The sequence below is a fragment of the Fructilactobacillus sp. X8R2C1 genome (assembly GCF_059900955.1).
Window position 1 is genome coordinate 122842 of sequence record NZ_JBWXVI010000002.1, and the last position, 18130, is coordinate 140971.

Below are 18130 nucleotides of genomic sequence, written 5' to 3' on the forward strand. Positions count from 1 at the left end.
AGTTGCCGCTTTTTTGATACTAACAATTATGGGTTATAATAAGTTAAATTTGATGATTGGAAGTGAATATATGTGGATGGTAAAGTCATTTGATCAATTAACTTTGAACGAATTATTTGATATTTATCAACTGAGATGCGAAGTGTTTGTAGTAGAACAAAAGATTACTTTGCAGGATATTGATGATAATGACAAGAAGGCATGGCATGTTTTTTTGCTTAACGATCAAAATCACGTTATTGCTTATGGTCGAATATATAAACAAGATTACTATATAACTTTTGGAAGAATTGCTGTTTCTGCCGAACAACGTGGGAAACATTTGGGAACAAAATTAGTTCAAAGAGTGATGAGGGTTATTAAGGAAAAATATCCTCATAAAGAGATTATTATTGAGGCACAAAAATACGTTGAAAATTTATATGCTTCATTTGGTTTTCGACCAGAAGGAGAAGTTTTCATGGAGGGAAATGTTGAACATGTAAATATGGCCCACGAACCGCTTTTTAAATAATAATTATGATATTTTAAAAATTAAAATTTATTATTTTATTTAGTACTAAAAACCACTATTATAGAATAGTGGTTTTTTAGTTTAAATGATATTATTCTTTCCGTTAATTGTTAATAAATTTCATGAAATGCCGGTATTATGATTATGAAAATCATTAGTTAATGTTATGGATTACACAATTGGATTGAGTACACTAATGAAGTGATATGACTAACTTTTCCAACTATCAAACGAAAGGGTTCTTTGTTTTTAATTATGAATTGCCACTATTAATCCCGTTGTCATGGGTGTTAAGATATGTGATATGGGAAACAATATAATTGTAAAAATTTCTTAGAAAAATTTTTTATAAGATAAAAATTGCTTTATGATTAGTCTTTGTGTTCTCTTATAAGGAGTATATTTTGATATTTTTTACTTATATACTTGATTAGTAACAGCTAATATAATATACTGTAAAAGTAAGGTAAAGATTAAAGAATTCACGCCAGGGGATTTGAATGTACAAAAAAAGCACTCAAATTGAGTGCTTTCTACGATTAGAGAGGTTCAAGAACTGTAGCATAGTTATGAGAAGTAACAATCTAATAAGTAAAGATCTATGAAATAAAAGAGCACACGTGTCTAAGACTAATAAGCAGTAGGAGTGGAAAGCCTTAGCTGATGTGAATGTTGAGAATGTAACAGAAATTTATTACCTCTCTAATCTACACTCTATATTTAATCACACTTTACGAAATTTTACCAGTGGATTCTCATAATTATGATGCTTATTTACCAAAGAAGTACTATCTGTTAGGTAGTACTTCTTTTTATTTTGGAATTGCCATGAACACAACCTTATTATTTGATGGGAATGAGTTCTTTTCACCGAATTCATCAAAGGAAATACTTTCACCAGGAGCTCCCAATTCATGTTTAGCGTCTTTTGTAATGGTTAAAAGATGTTCATGATCACGATCAATATCGTCAAGGGTGACGGCGTCTAATTCTACTTTTTCACCAGATGGCATTTTTACGGTAACTTTTCTAAGATCATGAACTCCATCGGCTTTGATTGCAAATGGGACATTTACTAGCATGTTATTTCCTCCTTTATACTTCATTATTCATTATACATATTTTTTGTTTGCATTTACAATATCTTTTATATTTTATAAATGATACATTTATCTTAATTTGTCACACTTTGAATTTTTTTATCAATTTCTCTCTTATGATCGAATAAAAAATGAAGCTATAAAAATAAAAAAATTTTTTTATGGACCAATGTTGGGCCAATTTATAAAAGTTAGGGTTGTTAGCAAATTTGTTTAGAGATTATAAGTGTGTAATGATGAAAAGTGAATTCAAATTTGTCGAAGGGATGATTATTTATGTCAGAGAAAAACAACATTGCGGCTTATGACATATTAAAGCCTAATTGGTATGTCAATCAGATGAAAGGTTGGAGCTTTAAAAGCTATTTGTTGCTCCTATTTGGTTTGGGAGTCATTGCTGGATCAACTGTCACACAACCACTTTCGTTTATTGCGATTATGACGATGTTAGCGGGGATGCTCGGATTTACTACTACCATTTCAATTACTAATACGAAACCATTAAATGGAATTTTTGGTTTGATTAGTGCTTTGATTTATATCTATGTTGCATTCACTGCTAAGAATTACAATGATATTATTCTCCAAACTACATACATTGTACTTTTGGATATTCCGGTCTTGTTAATTCCTAGTTGGGCTACTAATGTTGATGAACATATTAAGAAATTGACTGTTAAGGGTAACCTTAAAAAAACGTTTATGAATTGGGGGTTGACAGCTCTTTTCTTTGTTGTTGTACTAGGAGCTTTATATGCCTGGGAGCATGGATACAGTGACAGCCCTCGTCCTTTTGTAGATAGTTTTGCGGCCACAATTGGAATTACTGGTGCTTTACTTACGACTTTAAGGTTTCGAGATACTTATTATTTCTGGCTTGCCCAAGGGATTTTCTCGATTATTCTGTGGGGCATTACTGCATATCAGGGTGGTGCCAATTGGACGTTATTCTTAACTTACATTTTGTACTTATGTAATGACTTGTTAAGCTTCTTTGACAAAAACATTGCATGGTTTCATACGAAACCAACCAATCATTAATATTTAAATTGAAAGGACAGTGACTAGATGGTCACTGTCCTTTTTTTATGATTTGGTACTGTATCCAGTTTGATAATTAATATTGTATCCTGGCTCGACGTTAAAAATGTACACGTTAAAGTGAATTTGATTACTTCCGACTGATTGGGCTCTCATTTGGACACCACGACTAAGTAATTCATTATTTCGATAAATCGGAGTGACCTGATATCTAACGTAGTTATTTGGATTTTCTTTTAGATAAGTAGCAATATCATCCTCATGATAAAGCATTAATGGGGAATTTAACGTCCTTGTCCCAGTTATTAAGTTTTTGGGATTATTGTTTTCACCACATAGTTGGTAACCAATCAGATGACTTCGGTTATATAACCAACCACTGTTGGTGTGTTTATTGTGCCATCCAGTGGGATTAAAGGTAAGTGGTTCACGTTTCTTAGTGGGCATTGTTTTAACGTTTAACATACCGTTAGCATCGGTGGCTCGGTTAAGATGATCAAGGTTACTAAATCGTAACCAGGGGCGTTCATTACGCAATTCTTCAGTAGAAAAATTAGGATTATTGTGATCAACTTCTACTTCTTGATTTCCGTCGTAATTTAAGTCACTTAATTTTAAATCTGGTGCATGCTTCAATTGGTATTGAAGTTTTTTAAGCTTTGATCTTTTAGTATCAACTTGCCCTTGAAGTTGATTAATGCTTTTTTCAAGTTGCTGGGTACTTTCATTATCATGGGGGCTTTTATGTTCTTTTGAATTGGTTTGTTGTGAACATCCAGCAAGTAATAAGGATAATACCATGATTGGAAATAGCAGGAACTTTTTCATCGTTTAGCCCTCCGATATCCAGCTGCTTGTGCGTCTGCCTCCGAATTAAAGTAGATGACGTTTTGGCTGTTAATTTTGTAACCCGTTTGGCCAGGGACATGATAAATGTGTGAATTTTTATTTCCAACGATTCGCTGAGCGTTTGAAGTATTGATGTCATTGCTATTACTTTGATCTTGATGATTTGGTGTAGGTTTTGTTTTTAAGGTATCGGAGTCGTTTGTTTTGACATTTGAGACTGGATTAATCGATACATATCTACTGTTTAGATCATTTTCCGTATGATTGATTTGTTTTGATAGTTGTTGATTCTGTTCAATGAGTGCTTTTTTCTGGGAAATTAATTCTGATCTACTAGATTTTGAAGCAGACAGAATTACTGCCGGAGTAGTGAATAGTAATGAGGTACAGCCGATTAATATTATTGCTTTCTTGATTCGATGCATGGTTATTATGCTCCGTTTCTACTTAATATAATTAGAATATCATAAAAAATAAAAGCAAAAAATTATATTTACAAAGCAAATGAAAGATAGTAATATTTAATACGAACAGATGTTCGGGCAGGTGATATTTTGAATTATGATGATGAACCTCATGGTGTTTACTTTTTCATTGATAATAAGTCTTTTTATGCAAGTTGTGAGAGTGTTAAACGTGGACTTAATCCACTTCGTTCGATTTTGGTGGTTATGTCGGAACAAGCTAATACAAATGGAGGATTAATACTGGCCGCTTCTCCTATGGCAAAAAAGTTATTTGGGATTAGCAACGTTAGTCGTCAGCGTGATCTTCCTGATGATGAAAGGTTGTTGATTGTTCCTCCACGAATGAACTTATACATTAAAAAGAATCTACAAATTAATGATATTTTTGCTGAATTTACTGATGAACACGACATTTTGCCATACTCAATTGACGAGTCATTATTGGATATGACTCATACTTGGAGATTGTTTGGTAGTAGTTTGAGGGAAGTGGCCCTTAAAATTCAAGAGGAGGTCAGAAGCCGTTTAGGACTGTATACAACGGTTGGGATTGGTGACAATCCCGTTCAAGCTAAGCTAGCGTTAGACGTTTATGCAAAGCATGATTACGACCTGATTGGTGAGATTCATTACGAAGATGTTCCTGATAAGATTTGGAATATCAATAGATTAACGGATGTTTGGGGAATTGGAAAAAGAACAAAAGTCCATCTAAAGCGACTTCATATTAATAATATGTATGAATTGGCGCATGCTAACCCGTATCTGTTGAAAGAAAAAAGGGGAGTCATTGGATTACAGCTATTTGCCACTGCATGGGGAATTGATCGAAGTAACTTGAGACAACCCCTGCATACTAAAGAAAAAAGTTACAGTAATTCTCAGGTACTTCCACGTGATTACGTTAAGCGGGATGAGATTGAAGTTGTTATTAGAGAAATTGCGAGTCAGGTTGCTTCACGAATTCGTAATCATGGACTGCAAGCCGGATGTGTGACGTTATGGGTTGGCTTTTCTTTTTCAATAAAACAGCTTATTGGTAGCAATGGTTTTTCTCAGTCAATGAAAGTTGAACCAACAGATGATGATCATGACCTTGGTCGTTATTTAATTGAATTGTTTGAAAGGAACTGGCACGGTGAAGTTGTGCGAAATATTGGAGTTGACTACAGTCATCTCTCAAATAAGGTTGGAGAACAATTAAACCTATTTAAGGATAATCAAAATATGATTAAACAAAATGTGTTAAATAAAACCGGTGATCAAATTCGAAAACGGTTTGGTAACACGGCTTTATTAAATGCCAATAGTTTGTGTGTCGGTGCTACCGCAATTTCAAGATCTAATTTGGTTGGCGGACACAATGGAGGCAATTCTTATGAATAATGATGTGATTTTTATTGGGAATCAAGTTTTATCCCATATTAATCATCTATTTTTGCGAATTCCTAAGACCCGCTACTGGATAATGATTGTTAATAACACTTTTGATAAAGAGTACGATTGGTTTTTGAGTTCTAAGAAGAAGTATCAACAGGAGCGATCGCAACCAATCTATGTTATTTCTGATTACGACTTGGAACTTTTAGAAAAAGTAGTTAACTATGTAACTGAATATAACCTGTTAACCATTTATTATCGTAATTTTGATGACATGGTTTGGCCTGATTCACAGAAGAAAATTCAAGATTAACTTAAAGTTAGGAGAACGTTATGAACGAAGAAGCTGTACATGATTTTTTTAAGTTTGATTATCATGATCGTGGGATTAAAAAATGGCAGGGTTATTTTTTATCAGATCATACCAGTAAACTAAATCAAATAAAGAAAGAAAAGGATAATGAGCAAACCAGAAAATTAGATGATCAGATGGATCACTCAAAAATTGATGAAATTCTGCAAAAATCGTTTGTCAGTCGACTGAGAGTGGAACTACAGTATGCTTATTATGACAAAAACGAACTAAAAGTGGAACAAATTATCGGTAGGATGAAAGGGTATTATAAGAACTTAGTAATTGTGGGAGACCAAATTCTTCAATGGAATGAAATTGTGAGTGCTAAATTAATAAAATAAACTAGGATGATGGCTTTATTATTTATCATTAATGTCTTACAATGTAGTTGTTAGAGATTTCACATATGGTGAAAAATATATCATAAGGAGAATTATTATGGCACTTAGTAATTACTTTACCGGCATCCAACATGTTGGTATTCCAGCAAAAGATTTAGATGAAACGATTGATTTTTATAAGAAGTTAGGTTTTGATAAAGCTGGTCAATTCATGTATCAAGGAAATCGTTGTGCTTTTATGAAGTATGGCAATTTAATGATTGAGACATGGGAGGGCGATCCAGTTGCTGATAAAGATGGCGCTATTAACCATATCTCATTAAACACTACTGATGCTGACGCAGCGTTTAAAGAAGCTAAGAAAATGGGCTTAGATGTTCAGGAAGATGAAATTGATACTCGTCCATTCTGGGATAAGGGAATCCGTTTCTTTAACATTTATGGGCCTAACCACGAAAAAATTGAATTCTGTCAAATTGTTTAGTTTATAGTTTGAATGTTTATATTAAGACGTGGCGATACACGTCTTTTTGTTTGCTGGAAGTTAGATGCTTGCCAATTAAATATATCTCCATTATGATATAGACTAAAGGTTTTAAGAACGAGTTTTATTAAAAATATGAGAGGAGGATGAATATGTTAGATCAAACTAAAAGATTTTTGCGCGATCAAGGATATCATTACAAAAAAACATATATCAGACCGTTAATTACTCCAGATAACGTCTATGTATTTCGCTTCGGTAAAGATAATTTAAATAATCGGCTCATTATTCGTTATGGCCATGGATGGACAGGGCGACAAAGAATTAAGGAAATTGATCTTCGATTGCATAAACAAAAGCATCCTCGGATTTTTAAGACAGAACGAGGATTGCTTAAGTATTTGGCTGGTCATTTGAAACAACACGAGCAGAAGCTTAAAAAAATTGAGGACAATAAAAATAATGCATCCAATTAACGGGTGCTTTTTTTATAAAAAGAATGAGGGGTAACAATGAACTTAGTCGAGATTTCAGTTGAAACCAGTCACGAAGCAGTTGATGCGGTCGCTAATATTTTAATGGACTTTGGAGCAAATGGAGTTCAGATTAATGATAGAAATGATTATGAGGTTTTAAAACGAGAATCTAATTGGGATCAGTATGAATTGGGAGATTCTAAAGCTGATAACGATCTAGTTAACGCTAAAGTAAGTGCTTATTTTCAGGATGATATTGAGGTAGATGCGACCGTAAAAAAGATTCATGAAAAAGTTGCTGATTTAACGCGGTTCGGTTTGAATCCTGGTAAAAATGTGATAAATGTTCATGATGTAAAAGATGAGGATTGGGCGACATCTTGGGAAAAGTATTATCATCCAGAACGGGTGACACGATTTTTAACCGTTGTCCCAAGTTGGGAAGACTATGATGTCAAAAGCTCTGACGAGTTGATGGTAAAATTAGACCCTGGAATGGCATTTGGAACCGGCACCCATCCTACTACTAAACTTGCCATGCAAGCACTTGAGATTGTTATTAGAGGAAACGAAAGAGTGTTTGACGTTGGAACTGGATCTGGAGTGCTATGTATTGCAGCGAGGAAACTTGGTGCTGGCAATATAAATGCTTATGATGTCGATAAGGTGGCCGTTAAATCAGCTGAAAAAAACATTGAATTAAATTCTGGGATGAAGGGAATCAACGTTAGTGTTAATAATTTGTTAAATGGAATCGATGAAAAAGCAGATATTGTGGTAGCTAATATTTTAGCTGAGATTATCATTCCGTTAATCCCGCAAGCAGAACAATGTTTAAATGAAGGTGGCATGTTCATTAATTCCGGTATTATTGCCGATAAATTAGAGCTAGTGATTGACGCGCTAAAAAAACATCATTTTAAGGTTGATCAAGTTTTAAGTATGGATGATTGGCGATCAGTAATTGCAAAGAAAGATATTGAGGTTAATTAATTGCAACACTACTTTTTAGATAAGCCACTAAAAGTGGGTCAAATTGTTAAACTTCCAAACGATGTGACACATCATTTTGTTGGGGTTATGAGAGCAAAAGCTGGAACCAAGGCTGAGTTTGTTTCTAGTCAAAATATTATTTATATTGGGGAATTAGTTGATGAAACGGCCTCAACAATTAAGATTGTTCATGTAACTAGTCAAAATACTGAACTTCCGGTTAAAGTAACGATTATTTGTGGAATCCCGAAGGCGAGCAAAGCCGACCTCATCACGCAAAAGGCAACCGAAATGGGGGTCAGTGAGATTATTTTTGTGCCTACTGAGTGGTCAATTGCTAAATGGGGGAATAAGGCACCGAAGAAGATTAAGAGACTTCAAAAAATCGCTCAAAGTGCTGCCGAACAATCTCACCGAAATATTATTCCAATGGTGAAGTACACCGATTCAATCACTAAGGTAAAAAAACTTAGTAGTGATCAAAAAGTTGTGGCCTATGAAGAATCGGCTAAACAGGGTGAAAACAGTAAATTGTATGAATGTGTGTCGGAAATGAAGCCTGGCAAAAGCTTGACCGCTTTTTTTGGACCTGAAGGTGGAATTTCACTTAAAGAAATCGAACAATTAAAGCAAGATGGTTTTGTTCCCGTCGGATTGGGGCCGAGGATTTTGCGAACTGAATCAGCGCCTTTATATTTTTTATCAGCCGTTTCAACTATATTAGAATTAAAACAAGGTGAGTAGGATATAATGTCGAAAATTAAAGAATGGACACCACAAGAAATCTTTCGTGATGCTTCTGAGTATCTTGATGATAGTGATGTTCAAATGATAAAAAAAGCGTATAAATTTGCCAAAATTGCTCATGAGGGGCAAGAACGTGCTTCTGGGCAGCCTTATATTAATCATCCTGTTGAGGTAGCAGGCATTTTAACTGATCTTCATATGGATGCAGAAACGATCACGGCTGGTTTTCTTCATGATGTGGTTGAAGACACCGGTGCAACGATTGAAGATGTTACTGAACTTTTTGGTAAACACGTTTCATTAATCGTTGATGGAGTTTCAAAGCTTAGTAAGATTAAGTATAAATCGAGTAAAGAACAACTTGCTGAAAATCACCGGAAACTATTACTAGCAATGTGCAAAGACATTCGAGTAATGATTGTTAAATTAGCAGATCGATTGCATAACATGGAAACGTTAGATGCTCTTCGCCCAGACAAGCAAAAGCGAATTGCTCAAGAAACTTTAGATATCTATGCCCCCTTAGCTGATCGGCTCGGAATTGGAACGATTAAGTGGGAATTAGAAGATCTTTCTTTGCGTTACTTAAAGCCTGATGATTATTATCAAATTGTTGATTTGATGAATTCCAAGCGGAATGAGCGAGTGGCATACGTTGATAATGCCGTAAAAAAAGTTCAACAAGCGATTAAGGGCCTGGAAATCAAGGGAGAAGTCTATGGAAGGCCTAAACATATCTACTCCATTTATCGTAAGATGCATGATAAACATAAAGATTTTAAAGAAATCTATGATTTACTAGCTGTTCGGGTGATTGTGAAATCGGTAAAGGATTGTTATGCAGTTTTAGGTGCAATCCACACTGAATGGAAACCGTTCCCAGATCGGTTTAAGGATTACATTGCAATGCCCAAGCCTAATATGTATCAATCGTTGCATACTACAGTTGTTGGTCCTGAAGGCAAACCACTTGAAATTCAAATTCGAACTGAGGAAATGCATCGAATTGCTGAATATGGTGTTGCTGCTCACTGGGCTTACAAAGAAGGTAAAAAGGACGAGGTTGAAAGTAATAAAAACAATGTTCAACTCAATCTTTTTAAAAAGATCATTGAAATTCAAGAGGAGTCAGAGGACGCCTCTGATTTCATGGATAGTGTCCAAGGGGATTTATTTAGCGACCGAGTTTATGCCTTTACTCCATCAGGTGATGTTATTGAATTACCCAAGGGGTCAATTCCGATTGATATGGCTTACTCAATTCATACGGATGTTGGTAATTCAACCACAGGGGCACGAGTTAATGGTAAATTAGTTCCCCTAGATTATGAAATTAAAAATGGAGATATTGTTGATATTATCACTTCCAGTAGCTCCGACGGTCCTGGCAAGAACTGGATGGGCATGGTTAAAACGCGTCGTGCTAAGCATAAGATTAAGCAATTTTTCAAACGGAGTAGTCACGATGATGACATTAATTCTGGAAGAGAAATACTTGAAAAAGAAATTGTCGATTCTGGATTTGATCCGGCTACCATTTTAACTGATGATAATTTATCCCGTGTTATCAATGAAATGCATTATACAAGTATCGATAATTTATATGCAGCCATTGGGTTTGGTGATATTCAACCTAACGGAGTTGTTAATCGTTTACTAGAACCAGAAAAAGATGAAATTGAGAAGAAACGACAAAAAGATGCCGAACGTGATGTATTAGAAGGTCATAAAACCATCTCACATGAGAGTGAGGACGCAGAACAAGGAAAGAAACCAGAAGATAACATCAAGATTCAAGGCGTTGACAACCTATTAGTTCATATCAGTCGTTGTTGTGATCCGGTTCCAGGAGATGACATTGAGGGATACATCACAATGGGAAATGGTATCTCAGTTCATAGAAGTAATTGTCCTAACTTAATTCAAGCAAAGAATGGTAATAATCGAATTATTAATCTTAGTTGGCGTAAAATTGATAATAATGTCATTACTTATAGTAGTGATTTAGAGATTCAAGGGTACAACCGAAGTGGTCTTTTAAACGATATCTTAAAACGAGTTAATTCTGCTACTAAGAATTTGAATTCAGTTGAAGGAAAGGTCATTCACGAAGACCTTGTTTCTATCCGAGTCTCTGTGGGCGTAAGAAATATTCAACAACTAAATCGCATTATTGATAGTGTGAGTGCTGTTCCTGATGTTTATGAAGTTAAACGAACGGAAGGATGAGGAAGATTGAAATTAGTGATTCAACGAGTTAATCATGCAAGCGTAAGTATTGATGGTAAAATAAACGGGAAAATAGGTAACGGATATATGATCTTAGTTGGTGTTACAGAATCCGATGGACAAGTGGAAATTAATCATCTTGTTCATAAGGTTGCTCATCTAAGGATTTTTGAAGATGAGCATGGCAAGATGAATTTAAACATCCAGCAAGTTAACGGCTCAATTCTTTCTGTTTCGCAATTTACATTACTTGCTGACACCAAAAAGGGAAATCGCCCAACTTTCACTGGAGCTGGTAATCCTGAGCACGCTAAACTCATTTACGAAAAGTTTAATGACGCACTCAAAGAGATCGGATTGAAAGTTGAAACTGGCGTGTTTGGTGCCGATATGAACGTTGATTTAGAGAACCATGGTCCTGCCACATTTATTTTGAATTATCAGAAAAAAGGAAAGATTTAACATGACAAATGCAGTTTGGGATTTTGATGGAACACTTTTTAATACTTACCCGTACATGGTGACTTCGTTTTGTAAGGCGTTAGCTGAGAATGGAGTGAGTGATGTTAACTTTGATCCTGAGTCAATCTATGAAGATATGCGAGTTCATTCATTGGGCTCGGCTGAGACCAAATATTGCGCTGAATTTAATCTTAATCGAGATCAATTTCTAAAAGACTATAAAAAGTTTGAAGTTGATGAAGTTATGTTAGCAAAGCCATTTAAAGGGGTTCAATCTGTTTTGTTAAAAGTTTTAAAAACGGATGGAAAGAACGGACTTTTAACTCATAGAGATGACCAAGCATTAACTCTACTTGATCATTTTGACTTAAAAAGACTGTTTACTGGTTTTGTTACCAGCAAACAGTCTTTTAAAAGGAAACCTGATCCGGGGTCTTTGAATTATTTAATTGAAAAGATGAATTTAGATCGCTCTGATACTTTTATGATTGGTGATCGACGTTTAGATGTTGATGCTGGTCATAATGCCGGAATTAAAACCATCCTTTTCGATCCTGACTACGTAATTGTTGAACCAGGAGACCCAGATTACGTAGTTCATGATTTTAACGATATGTTAAGTTTAATTAAATGAACTTAGCACGCCGTCTAATAAGGGCCCAAATGTTTCCCCAAATAATACAACGTGCATTAGTGAGTAATAGAAGCGGTACCAACCGACCCGGTTTTCAAAACCCGGTTCAATTGGATAGGTGTCATTGTAACCGCGGTAGAAATCGCGGTTAAATCCACCAAAGACGGTTGTTACACCAAGGTCATACTCACGGTCGCCAAAGTAGACGTCTGGATCAATCAACATGGGCTCATGATTAGCTGTAAAAATAGCATTCCCAGACCAGAGGTCTCCGTGGAGCAGGCTTGGGATACTGGGATGTTTTGTGTAGTAGTCAATAATTTGTTGTCTCATAACTTGATAATGTTGGTCTCTGGAATCATTCCAGCGGCCCTTTTCTTTTGCTATTTTTACCAACGGATCAATTCGTTGTTCGACGTAGAATTTTTGCCAAGTGTCTTGCCAGGTGTTATTTTTTGGTATTTTTCCAGCATCAAAGTTTTGGTCTAATCCAAACTGATCGTTATGAATTTTATGAACGTTTGCGACCATTTTGCCAAGATCGTATTGGTTTCCAGAACCAACGTCAATCCAATCCAGGATTAAAAAGCCGTCACCATCAATTTCACCAGATGCTACTACCGTTGGGACGTTGGCCGCTTTCGATAACAAGTGAATTCCTTCAACTTCATGATCGAAGAATACTTTTCCACGATTAGGCTGGACCTTCATAAAATAAGTTTTATCTGGAGTTTTAACTTGATATGAGTCATTGATGTCTCCGCCTGAAACCGGAGTTAACGATTCAACGTTCTTTAATGGTAATTGAGTAATCCAATCTTGATTTAATTTTTTCATAGTAAACTCCCTTCTAATAAGTCTTGTTTACATAATTATTGATTCCATTGGTTACATCATTTGCAACGAGATTTTGGTAACTAGCATTTTTAATCTTACTAAAGTCATGGTCATTATTAATGTATCCCATTTCGAGTAAAACCGATGGGATTGAGACATCCCTAATCACTAAATAGTTACCAACTTGGACACCACGATTATTAAGGGGAACATCATCCATATTGGAATTGATGTCAGATGCCAGTTGTTTTGATTTTCCTGAATGATAGTAGTAGCTGGTAAATCCACTTGCGGTATTATCGGTACTGGATGAATCAAAATGGAAACTCACGAAGAAATTGGCATGATTATCAGTTGAAAAATCGGGTCGTTTGTATAGACTAACCGTCTTATCTGAATCCCTTGTCATGATAACATGCGCACCACGATTACGCAGCTTATTTGCGACTTGTTGGGCTAGTTTAAGGGTGTAGTTTTTTTCTTTTTGCCCGCTGGTTGATAGTGCACCCGAGTCACTTCCTCCATGACCAGGGTCTAAGACGATGGTTGTTTCTGATAGTTTAGTGGCTTTATTAAGCTTACGATTATTGACTAACCAAGTAGGTACCCAACCAATCTTTTGGTTTTGATATACAACTCTGTACCAGTTGTCTTTTTCACTTAGAATTTGAAGTCTAGTTCCTCGGTTAATGGTTTTGACCGTACGATATTCAATCCCTGGACCGGATTTTATGTCCAGGTTATTAAAGCCAATACTGACATTATTTTTTATTAACATAACTAAAAGAATGATCAAGGTTGCGCCAACAATTATCAAAGTAGTGTAAAAACCGCGTTTATTTTTTATGTATAAATTTATATTCATCTTTTCGACCTCATTAATGATACGATTACTCATAATAGTATAACTTTTTGACTTTTTGTTTAAGCATATAATAAAAATATTCACTAGAATCTTGACAATTTATGTGGGTTTTATTAGTCTTAAAGTGATTTAAAATGCTGTTGACGATGAATAGTAACCGTTTAGTGGTCTGAAGAGAACGTCCAAGTGCTGAGAGGGCGTGTCCTATAAATGGTAAAGACGCATCGAGGTAAAATGAATAAACAAAAGAAACTAAAAAAGGTGGTACCGTGCTAATTGCGCCCTTGTAATTACATGGTGCGCTTTTTTTATGCTTTTGACTCAATTAAATGAGAGGAAGATTAGTACATGAAGCGAACAACGTATGCTGGAAACGTTAACGAGGATTATTTAGATCAAGAAGTAGTCTTAGATGGATGGGTTGCTAAAAAGCGTAACCTGGGAAGTCTTATTTTTATTGACTTACGTGATCGTGCTGGGATCGTTCAGTTGGTTTTTAATGAAAAAAATGGCAAAGAAGCCTTTAAAGTAGCCGAATCAGTTAAAAATGAGTATGTTATCCAGATTAAAGGAAAAGTGGTTGCTAGAGCAGAAAAAGAAATTAATCCGGATATCCATACCGGAAAAGTTGAAGTTGATGTTTCTGACGCTAAGGTTTTAAGTACTTCCAAGCAAACCCCATTTGAAATCAAAAATGATATCAATGCATCTGATGACTTAAGATTAAAGTATCGTTATCTTGATCTTAGACGTCCAGTGATGCAAAAGGGATTATTGATCCGAAATCGGATCTTACAGTCTACTCACAAGTATTTTGACGAGAATGGATTTATCGATATTGAAACCCCAGATCTAACGGTTTCGACTCCAGAGGGAGCAAGAGACTACCTAGTCCCATCAAGAGTATATCCGGGATCATTTTATGCATTACCTCAATCTCCGCAGCAGTTTAAACAATTACTAATGGGAGCTGGATTTGATCGCTATTATCAAATTGCACGGTGCTTCAGAGATGAAGACTTACGGGGTGATCGTCAACCAGAATTTACCCAGATTGATATGGAAACTTCATTTCTTTCTGCTGAAGAAATTCAAGAAATCACAGAAGGATTAATTAAAAAGGTCATGAAAGATACGGTTGACGTTGATGTTAATCTGCCTTTTGAGAGGATTACTTGGCAGGAATCAATGGACCGATTTGGTACAGATCAACCGGATACTCGCTTTGGGATGGAATTAAAGGATCTTTCGGACGTAGTGACTGATTCGGACTTTAAGGTATTTGATTCAGCAATTAAAGATGGTGGTCAGGTTAAAGCCATTGCTGTTCCTGGTGGTGCAGCAAACTTCTCAAGAAAAGATATTGATAAGTACGGTGAATACGTAAAGCGTTTTGGCGCTAAGGGACTTGCATGGATGAAAGTCACTGATGATGGATTCTCTGGCCCAATCGCTAAATTCTTCAAAGATCCAGAAATGGTAAGTAAAATTAAAAAAGCCACTGGGGCAAAAGACGGTGACTTGTTATTATTTGCTGCTGATCGGAGTAAGGTAGTGGCTGATACTTTAGGATATCTCCGGGTTGCCATTGCCAATGAGTTAAATATGATTCCAGAAGACAAGTATAATTTCCTTTGGATTGTTGATTGGCCACTATTTGAATATGATGAGGGTGCTGGGCGTTGGGTTGCTGCTCACCATCCATTTACGATGCCAAATGTAGGTGACGAACATTACCTAAATGATGGAGAAGATCCCCACAAAGCGCATGCTCAAAGTTATGATATTATTCTGAATGGACTGGAGCTTGGTGGAGGATCAATTCGTATTCATACCCGTGATCTTCAAGAAAAGATGTTTAAAGCCCTCGGATTTACTAAGGAAAGTGCGGAGAATCAATTTGGGTATTTCCTTAGAGCATTGGATTATGGTTTTCCACCACATGGTGGTTTGGCAATTGGATTAGATCGTTTTGCTAGGTTATTAGCACATCGTGGTAATATTCGAGATGTAATTGCCTTCCCTAAGAATTCAAAGGCAGTTGAACCATTGACTGGTGCTCCTACACCTGTTTCTGACAAACAGTTAGATGAATTAGGCATTTCAGTTGATAAAAGGGATAATTAAATATTAGCTAAAAGTTGTGGTAACCCCACAACTTTTTATTTTTTTTAAATTTTGGAATGGTATACTAGTTATGAATTTCTAAATGATCAGGGGTTACTTAAATGGACGACGTACAGAAAATTTTAAAGCGACATCAGTACATATCTAAGTTCTCGACCGCCTTCGTGTACGGAATCATGGTTTCAATTGCGATGAATTTCTTTTGGACTCCCGGACACATTTATTCTTCAGGAGTTACCGGTTTTGCACAGCTATTGGATACTCTTACAGAACGGTATTTTCCATTTACAATTTCAGCTGCTTTGGGACTTTTCTTACTGAACATTCCAATGTTTATTTTGTCTTGGAAACAAATTGGTCATCAGTTTACCATGTTTACGTTCGTTTCCGTTGTGGTTGCCAGTGTTATGATCAAAATATTACGGCCACTGACTCTGACAACGGATCCATTGATTTGTGCTATCTTTGGTGGTGCCATTAACGGATTTGGAGTGGGTCTGTCGCTTAAAAATGGGATTTCTACTGGTGGGTTAGATATCTTAGGAATTGTTATCCAACGTAAAACCGGTAAATCAATTGGGACAATTAATCTGATATTCAATACTTTTATCATCTTATCAGCGGGATTCTTTTATGGTTGGCCCTATGCCTTTTATTCAGCAATTGGAGTCCTAGTTAACGCGAAAGCGATGGATCTGGCATATACAAGGCAACAAATCGTGCAAGTAATGGTAGTTACTGATCGTCCTAAGACGGTGGTTGATAGTATTCAAAATCACCTTAGGAGAGGTATTACGATTATTCATAATGCTGAGGGAGCCTATAACCATAAAAAAAAGTCGGTTTTGTTCACCTCAATTTCACGATATGAAATGACCGAATTTGAAGCGGCTTTAAATGAATCTGATCCAGATTCATTTGGAGTGGTTGTGGATGTTGATAAGGTACTAGGGAATTTCTATGAAAAGAAGCGAAAATAGCTTATTAAGTTAGAGTGTCCCGGTTTTTTCTTTATGATATAATGTCTCATTGTAATTATTGAAAATGGTGGTTTAAGTGAAAGTCATGTATACATGGTTAATTAAAATAGTTTCTGCAATTTTTTATTTTCGACCAAAGAAAAATATATATTATGTTATGAGTTTCGATAATAACCTTAGGTTGATTAAACAGATTGCCACTAACACGCCCATTGGACAAGAATTAGTCGTATTATACGAACCCGAAATTGAAGCTGCAGCAACTGATTTGAGTGCATTTGGAATCAAGACGATTCCCTTTAATGAAAACGCTAAATTTGCGTTATTTACCGTTCCTCAATTAATGTCAGCTCGAGTTTTGTTCTGTGATAATTACTTCCCATTTTTGGCTGGTTTAGTACGACCAAAGAGTAAGATGAGAATTGTTCAATTGTGGCATGCTGATGGTGCCATTAAATGTTTTGGATGGGAAGATCCCACGACCAAGAAAAGATCGTTTTTCGATAGACTTAGATTTCAAAGTGTATACAATCATTTTGATGACTTTGTGGTAGCTTCAAAAGCGATGGGAAAGATCTTTGAACGCAGTTATCATGAAGTTCCTAGTAAAATGAAATATTTAGGCTATCCACGTTCGGATCGATTGTTTAAGGAACGCTGGAGAAGAGTTGCCAGACATCGTGTTTATCAGGTTGCTCCAGAATTAAAGGGTAAAAGGGTCATTTTGTATGCTCCAACATATCGGGATGGCTTAGAGTTTGAACCTCCAAAAAGTATTGGCGAAGCATTGACCGCCGATCCAAATGCGATTACAGTGGTTAAACTTCATCCCTTACTCAGGGATCAGGAAGCACGTATTAGAAAGTTTTCAAACGGAAATATTCGTTTTTATAATCAACTTTCAACGTCTGATTTACTTTCAGTTTGTGACACACTTGTAACGGACTATTCTTCAGTTGCCTTTGATTTTAGTTTATTGCCACAAGCACGATCAATGATTTTCTTTATGTTTGATTTAGAACAATACGAAAAAGACCCAGGAATTCAAAAGGATTTCTTACAGTGGTTACCATCTAAACCAATCACTAAGGTTGATCAGTTGAATAAAGCCATTGTGGATAATCAAAAAATTGATTTTACTAATTTTAATAAACACTGGAACACTTATAATGATGGGTATGCAACCGAACGGGTTATTAAAAAGTATGTTTTACAAAATAATTAGATAAACAGAAAAGGGAGAGTGCTG

20 protein-coding genes are annotated in these 18130 nt (G+C 35.8%); 15 read left to right on the forward strand and 5 right to left on the reverse strand.

Annotation, left to right across the window (positions count from 1 at the left end):
- Nucleotides 1–28 precede the first annotated feature (28 nt).
- Nucleotides 29–514: a GNAT family N-acetyltransferase gene (locus AC6UD6_RS02755; RefSeq protein ID WP_500695587.1), complete on the forward strand. Its 486-nt coding sequence runs from the start codon at nucleotides 29–31 to the stop codon at nucleotides 512–514.
- A gap of 812 nt (nucleotides 515–1326) precedes the next feature.
- On the opposite strand, the gene AC6UD6_RS02760 is transcribed toward AC6UD6_RS02755, so the two are convergent.
- Complete coding sequence (locus AC6UD6_RS02760; protein ID WP_500695588.1) at nucleotides 1327–1596, reverse strand: hypothetical protein; 270 nt, start codon at nucleotides 1594–1596, stop codon at nucleotides 1327–1329.
- A 294-nt stretch (nucleotides 1597–1890) separates the two neighbouring features.
- Here AC6UD6_RS02760 and pnuC point away from each other — a divergent pair, with 294 nt between their 5' ends.
- On the forward strand, nucleotides 1891–2655 hold the full coding sequence (gene pnuC / locus AC6UD6_RS02765) for a nicotinamide riboside transporter PnuC (RefSeq protein WP_500693829.1): 765 nt from the start codon (nucleotides 1891–1893) through the stop codon (nucleotides 2653–2655).
- Nucleotides 2656–2700: 45 nt separating this feature from the next.
- On the opposite strand, the gene AC6UD6_RS02770 is transcribed toward pnuC, so the two are convergent.
- Nucleotides 2701–3483 (reverse strand): DNA/RNA non-specific endonuclease, encoded by a 783-nt coding sequence (locus AC6UD6_RS02770; protein ID WP_500695589.1) that lies wholly within the window; start codon nucleotides 3481–3483, stop codon nucleotides 2701–2703.
- Nucleotides 3480–3929, reverse strand: a complete 450-nt coding sequence (locus AC6UD6_RS02775; RefSeq protein WP_500695590.1) for a sunset domain-containing protein — start codon at nucleotides 3927–3929, stop codon at nucleotides 3480–3482. The genes AC6UD6_RS02770 and AC6UD6_RS02775 overlap by 4 nt, the downstream gene beginning before the upstream one ends.
- 129 nt (nucleotides 3930–4058) lie before the next feature.
- Between AC6UD6_RS02775 and AC6UD6_RS02780 the strand changes: the two genes are divergently transcribed.
- The 10 genes from AC6UD6_RS02780 (at nucleotide 4059) to AC6UD6_RS02825 (ending at nucleotide 12072) form a co-directional block, all read left to right on the forward strand.
- On the forward strand, nucleotides 4059–5357 hold the full coding sequence (locus AC6UD6_RS02780; protein WP_500695591.1) for a Y-family DNA polymerase: 1299 nt from the start codon (nucleotides 4059–4061) through the stop codon (nucleotides 5355–5357).
- Nucleotides 5350–5664: a hypothetical protein gene (locus AC6UD6_RS02785; protein ID WP_500695592.1), complete on the forward strand. Its 315-nt coding sequence runs from the start codon at nucleotides 5350–5352 to the stop codon at nucleotides 5662–5664. Before AC6UD6_RS02780 ends, AC6UD6_RS02785 begins: the two co-directional genes overlap by 8 nt.
- Nucleotides 5665–5684: 20 nt before the next feature.
- The gene (locus tag AC6UD6_RS02790; protein WP_500695593.1) at nucleotides 5685–6047 is read left to right on the forward strand and encodes a hypothetical protein; all 363 of its coding nucleotides are present in this window, start codon (nucleotides 5685–5687) and stop codon (nucleotides 6045–6047) included.
- Nucleotides 6048–6144: 97 nt separating this feature from the next.
- Nucleotides 6145–6531, forward strand: coding sequence for a VOC family protein (locus AC6UD6_RS02795; protein WP_500693823.1), 387 nt, complete (start codon nucleotides 6145–6147; stop codon nucleotides 6529–6531).
- Nucleotides 6532–6683: 152 nt separating this feature from the next.
- A complete protein-coding gene (locus tag AC6UD6_RS02800; protein ID WP_500695594.1) occupies nucleotides 6684–7007 on the forward strand; it encodes a hypothetical protein in 324 nt (107 codons plus the stop codon).
- 36 nt (nucleotides 7008–7043) lie between these two features.
- Nucleotides 7044–8000, forward strand: coding sequence for a 50S ribosomal protein L11 methyltransferase (gene prmA / locus AC6UD6_RS02805; RefSeq protein WP_500695595.1), 957 nt, complete (start codon nucleotides 7044–7046; stop codon nucleotides 7998–8000).
- Nucleotides 8001–8744: an RsmE family RNA methyltransferase gene (locus tag AC6UD6_RS02810; RefSeq protein ID WP_500695596.1), complete on the forward strand. Its 744-nt coding sequence runs from the start codon at nucleotides 8001–8003 to the stop codon at nucleotides 8742–8744.
- Nucleotides 8745–8750: 6 nt separating this feature from the next.
- Complete coding sequence (locus tag AC6UD6_RS02815) at nucleotides 8751–10976, forward strand: RelA/SpoT family protein (protein ID WP_500695597.1); 2226 nt, start codon at nucleotides 8751–8753, stop codon at nucleotides 10974–10976.
- Nucleotides 10977–10982: 6 nt separating this feature from the next.
- Nucleotides 10983–11438 carry a D-aminoacyl-tRNA deacylase gene (gene dtd, locus AC6UD6_RS02820; protein ID WP_500695598.1) on the forward strand — a complete coding sequence of 152 codons (456 nt, stop codon included), beginning with the start codon at nucleotides 10983–10985 and terminating at the stop codon, nucleotides 11436–11438.
- Nucleotide 11439: 1 nt separating this feature from the next.
- Nucleotides 11440–12072 carry an HAD-IA family hydrolase gene (locus AC6UD6_RS02825; RefSeq protein ID WP_500695599.1) on the forward strand — a complete coding sequence of 211 codons (633 nt, stop codon included), beginning with the start codon at nucleotides 11440–11442 and terminating at the stop codon, nucleotides 12070–12072.
- Here AC6UD6_RS02825 and AC6UD6_RS02830 read toward each other — a convergent pair.
- Together AC6UD6_RS02830 and AC6UD6_RS02835 are read right to left on the reverse strand one after the other, a co-directional pair.
- Nucleotides 12061–12909, reverse strand: coding sequence for a fructosamine kinase family protein (locus AC6UD6_RS02830; RefSeq protein WP_500695600.1), 849 nt, complete (start codon nucleotides 12907–12909; stop codon nucleotides 12061–12063). The genes AC6UD6_RS02825 and AC6UD6_RS02830 overlap by 12 nt on opposite strands.
- A gap of 13 nt (nucleotides 12910–12922) precedes the next feature.
- The gene (locus AC6UD6_RS02835) at nucleotides 12923–13774 is read right to left on the reverse strand and encodes an N-acetylmuramoyl-L-alanine amidase family protein (protein ID WP_500695601.1); all 852 of its coding nucleotides are present in this window, start codon (nucleotides 13772–13774) and stop codon (nucleotides 12923–12925) included.
- Nucleotides 13775–14122: 348 nt separating this feature from the next.
- On the opposite strand from AC6UD6_RS02835, the gene aspS reads away from it, so the two are divergent.
- The 3 genes from aspS (at nucleotide 14123) to AC6UD6_RS02850 (ending at nucleotide 18106) form a co-directional block, all read left to right on the forward strand.
- On the forward strand, nucleotides 14123–15901 hold the full coding sequence (aspS, locus tag AC6UD6_RS02840; RefSeq protein ID WP_500695602.1) for an aspartate--tRNA ligase: 1779 nt from the start codon (nucleotides 14123–14125) through the stop codon (nucleotides 15899–15901).
- Between the two features lie 101 nt (nucleotides 15902–16002).
- Nucleotides 16003–16881: a YitT family protein gene (locus AC6UD6_RS02845; protein WP_500693813.1), complete on the forward strand. Its 879-nt coding sequence runs from the start codon at nucleotides 16003–16005 to the stop codon at nucleotides 16879–16881.
- 157 nt (nucleotides 16882–17038) lie between these two features.
- A complete protein-coding gene (locus AC6UD6_RS02850) occupies nucleotides 17039–18106 on the forward strand; it encodes a CDP-glycerol glycerophosphotransferase family protein (protein ID WP_500695603.1) in 1068 nt (355 codons plus the stop codon).
- Nucleotides 18107–18130 lie beyond the last annotated feature (24 nt).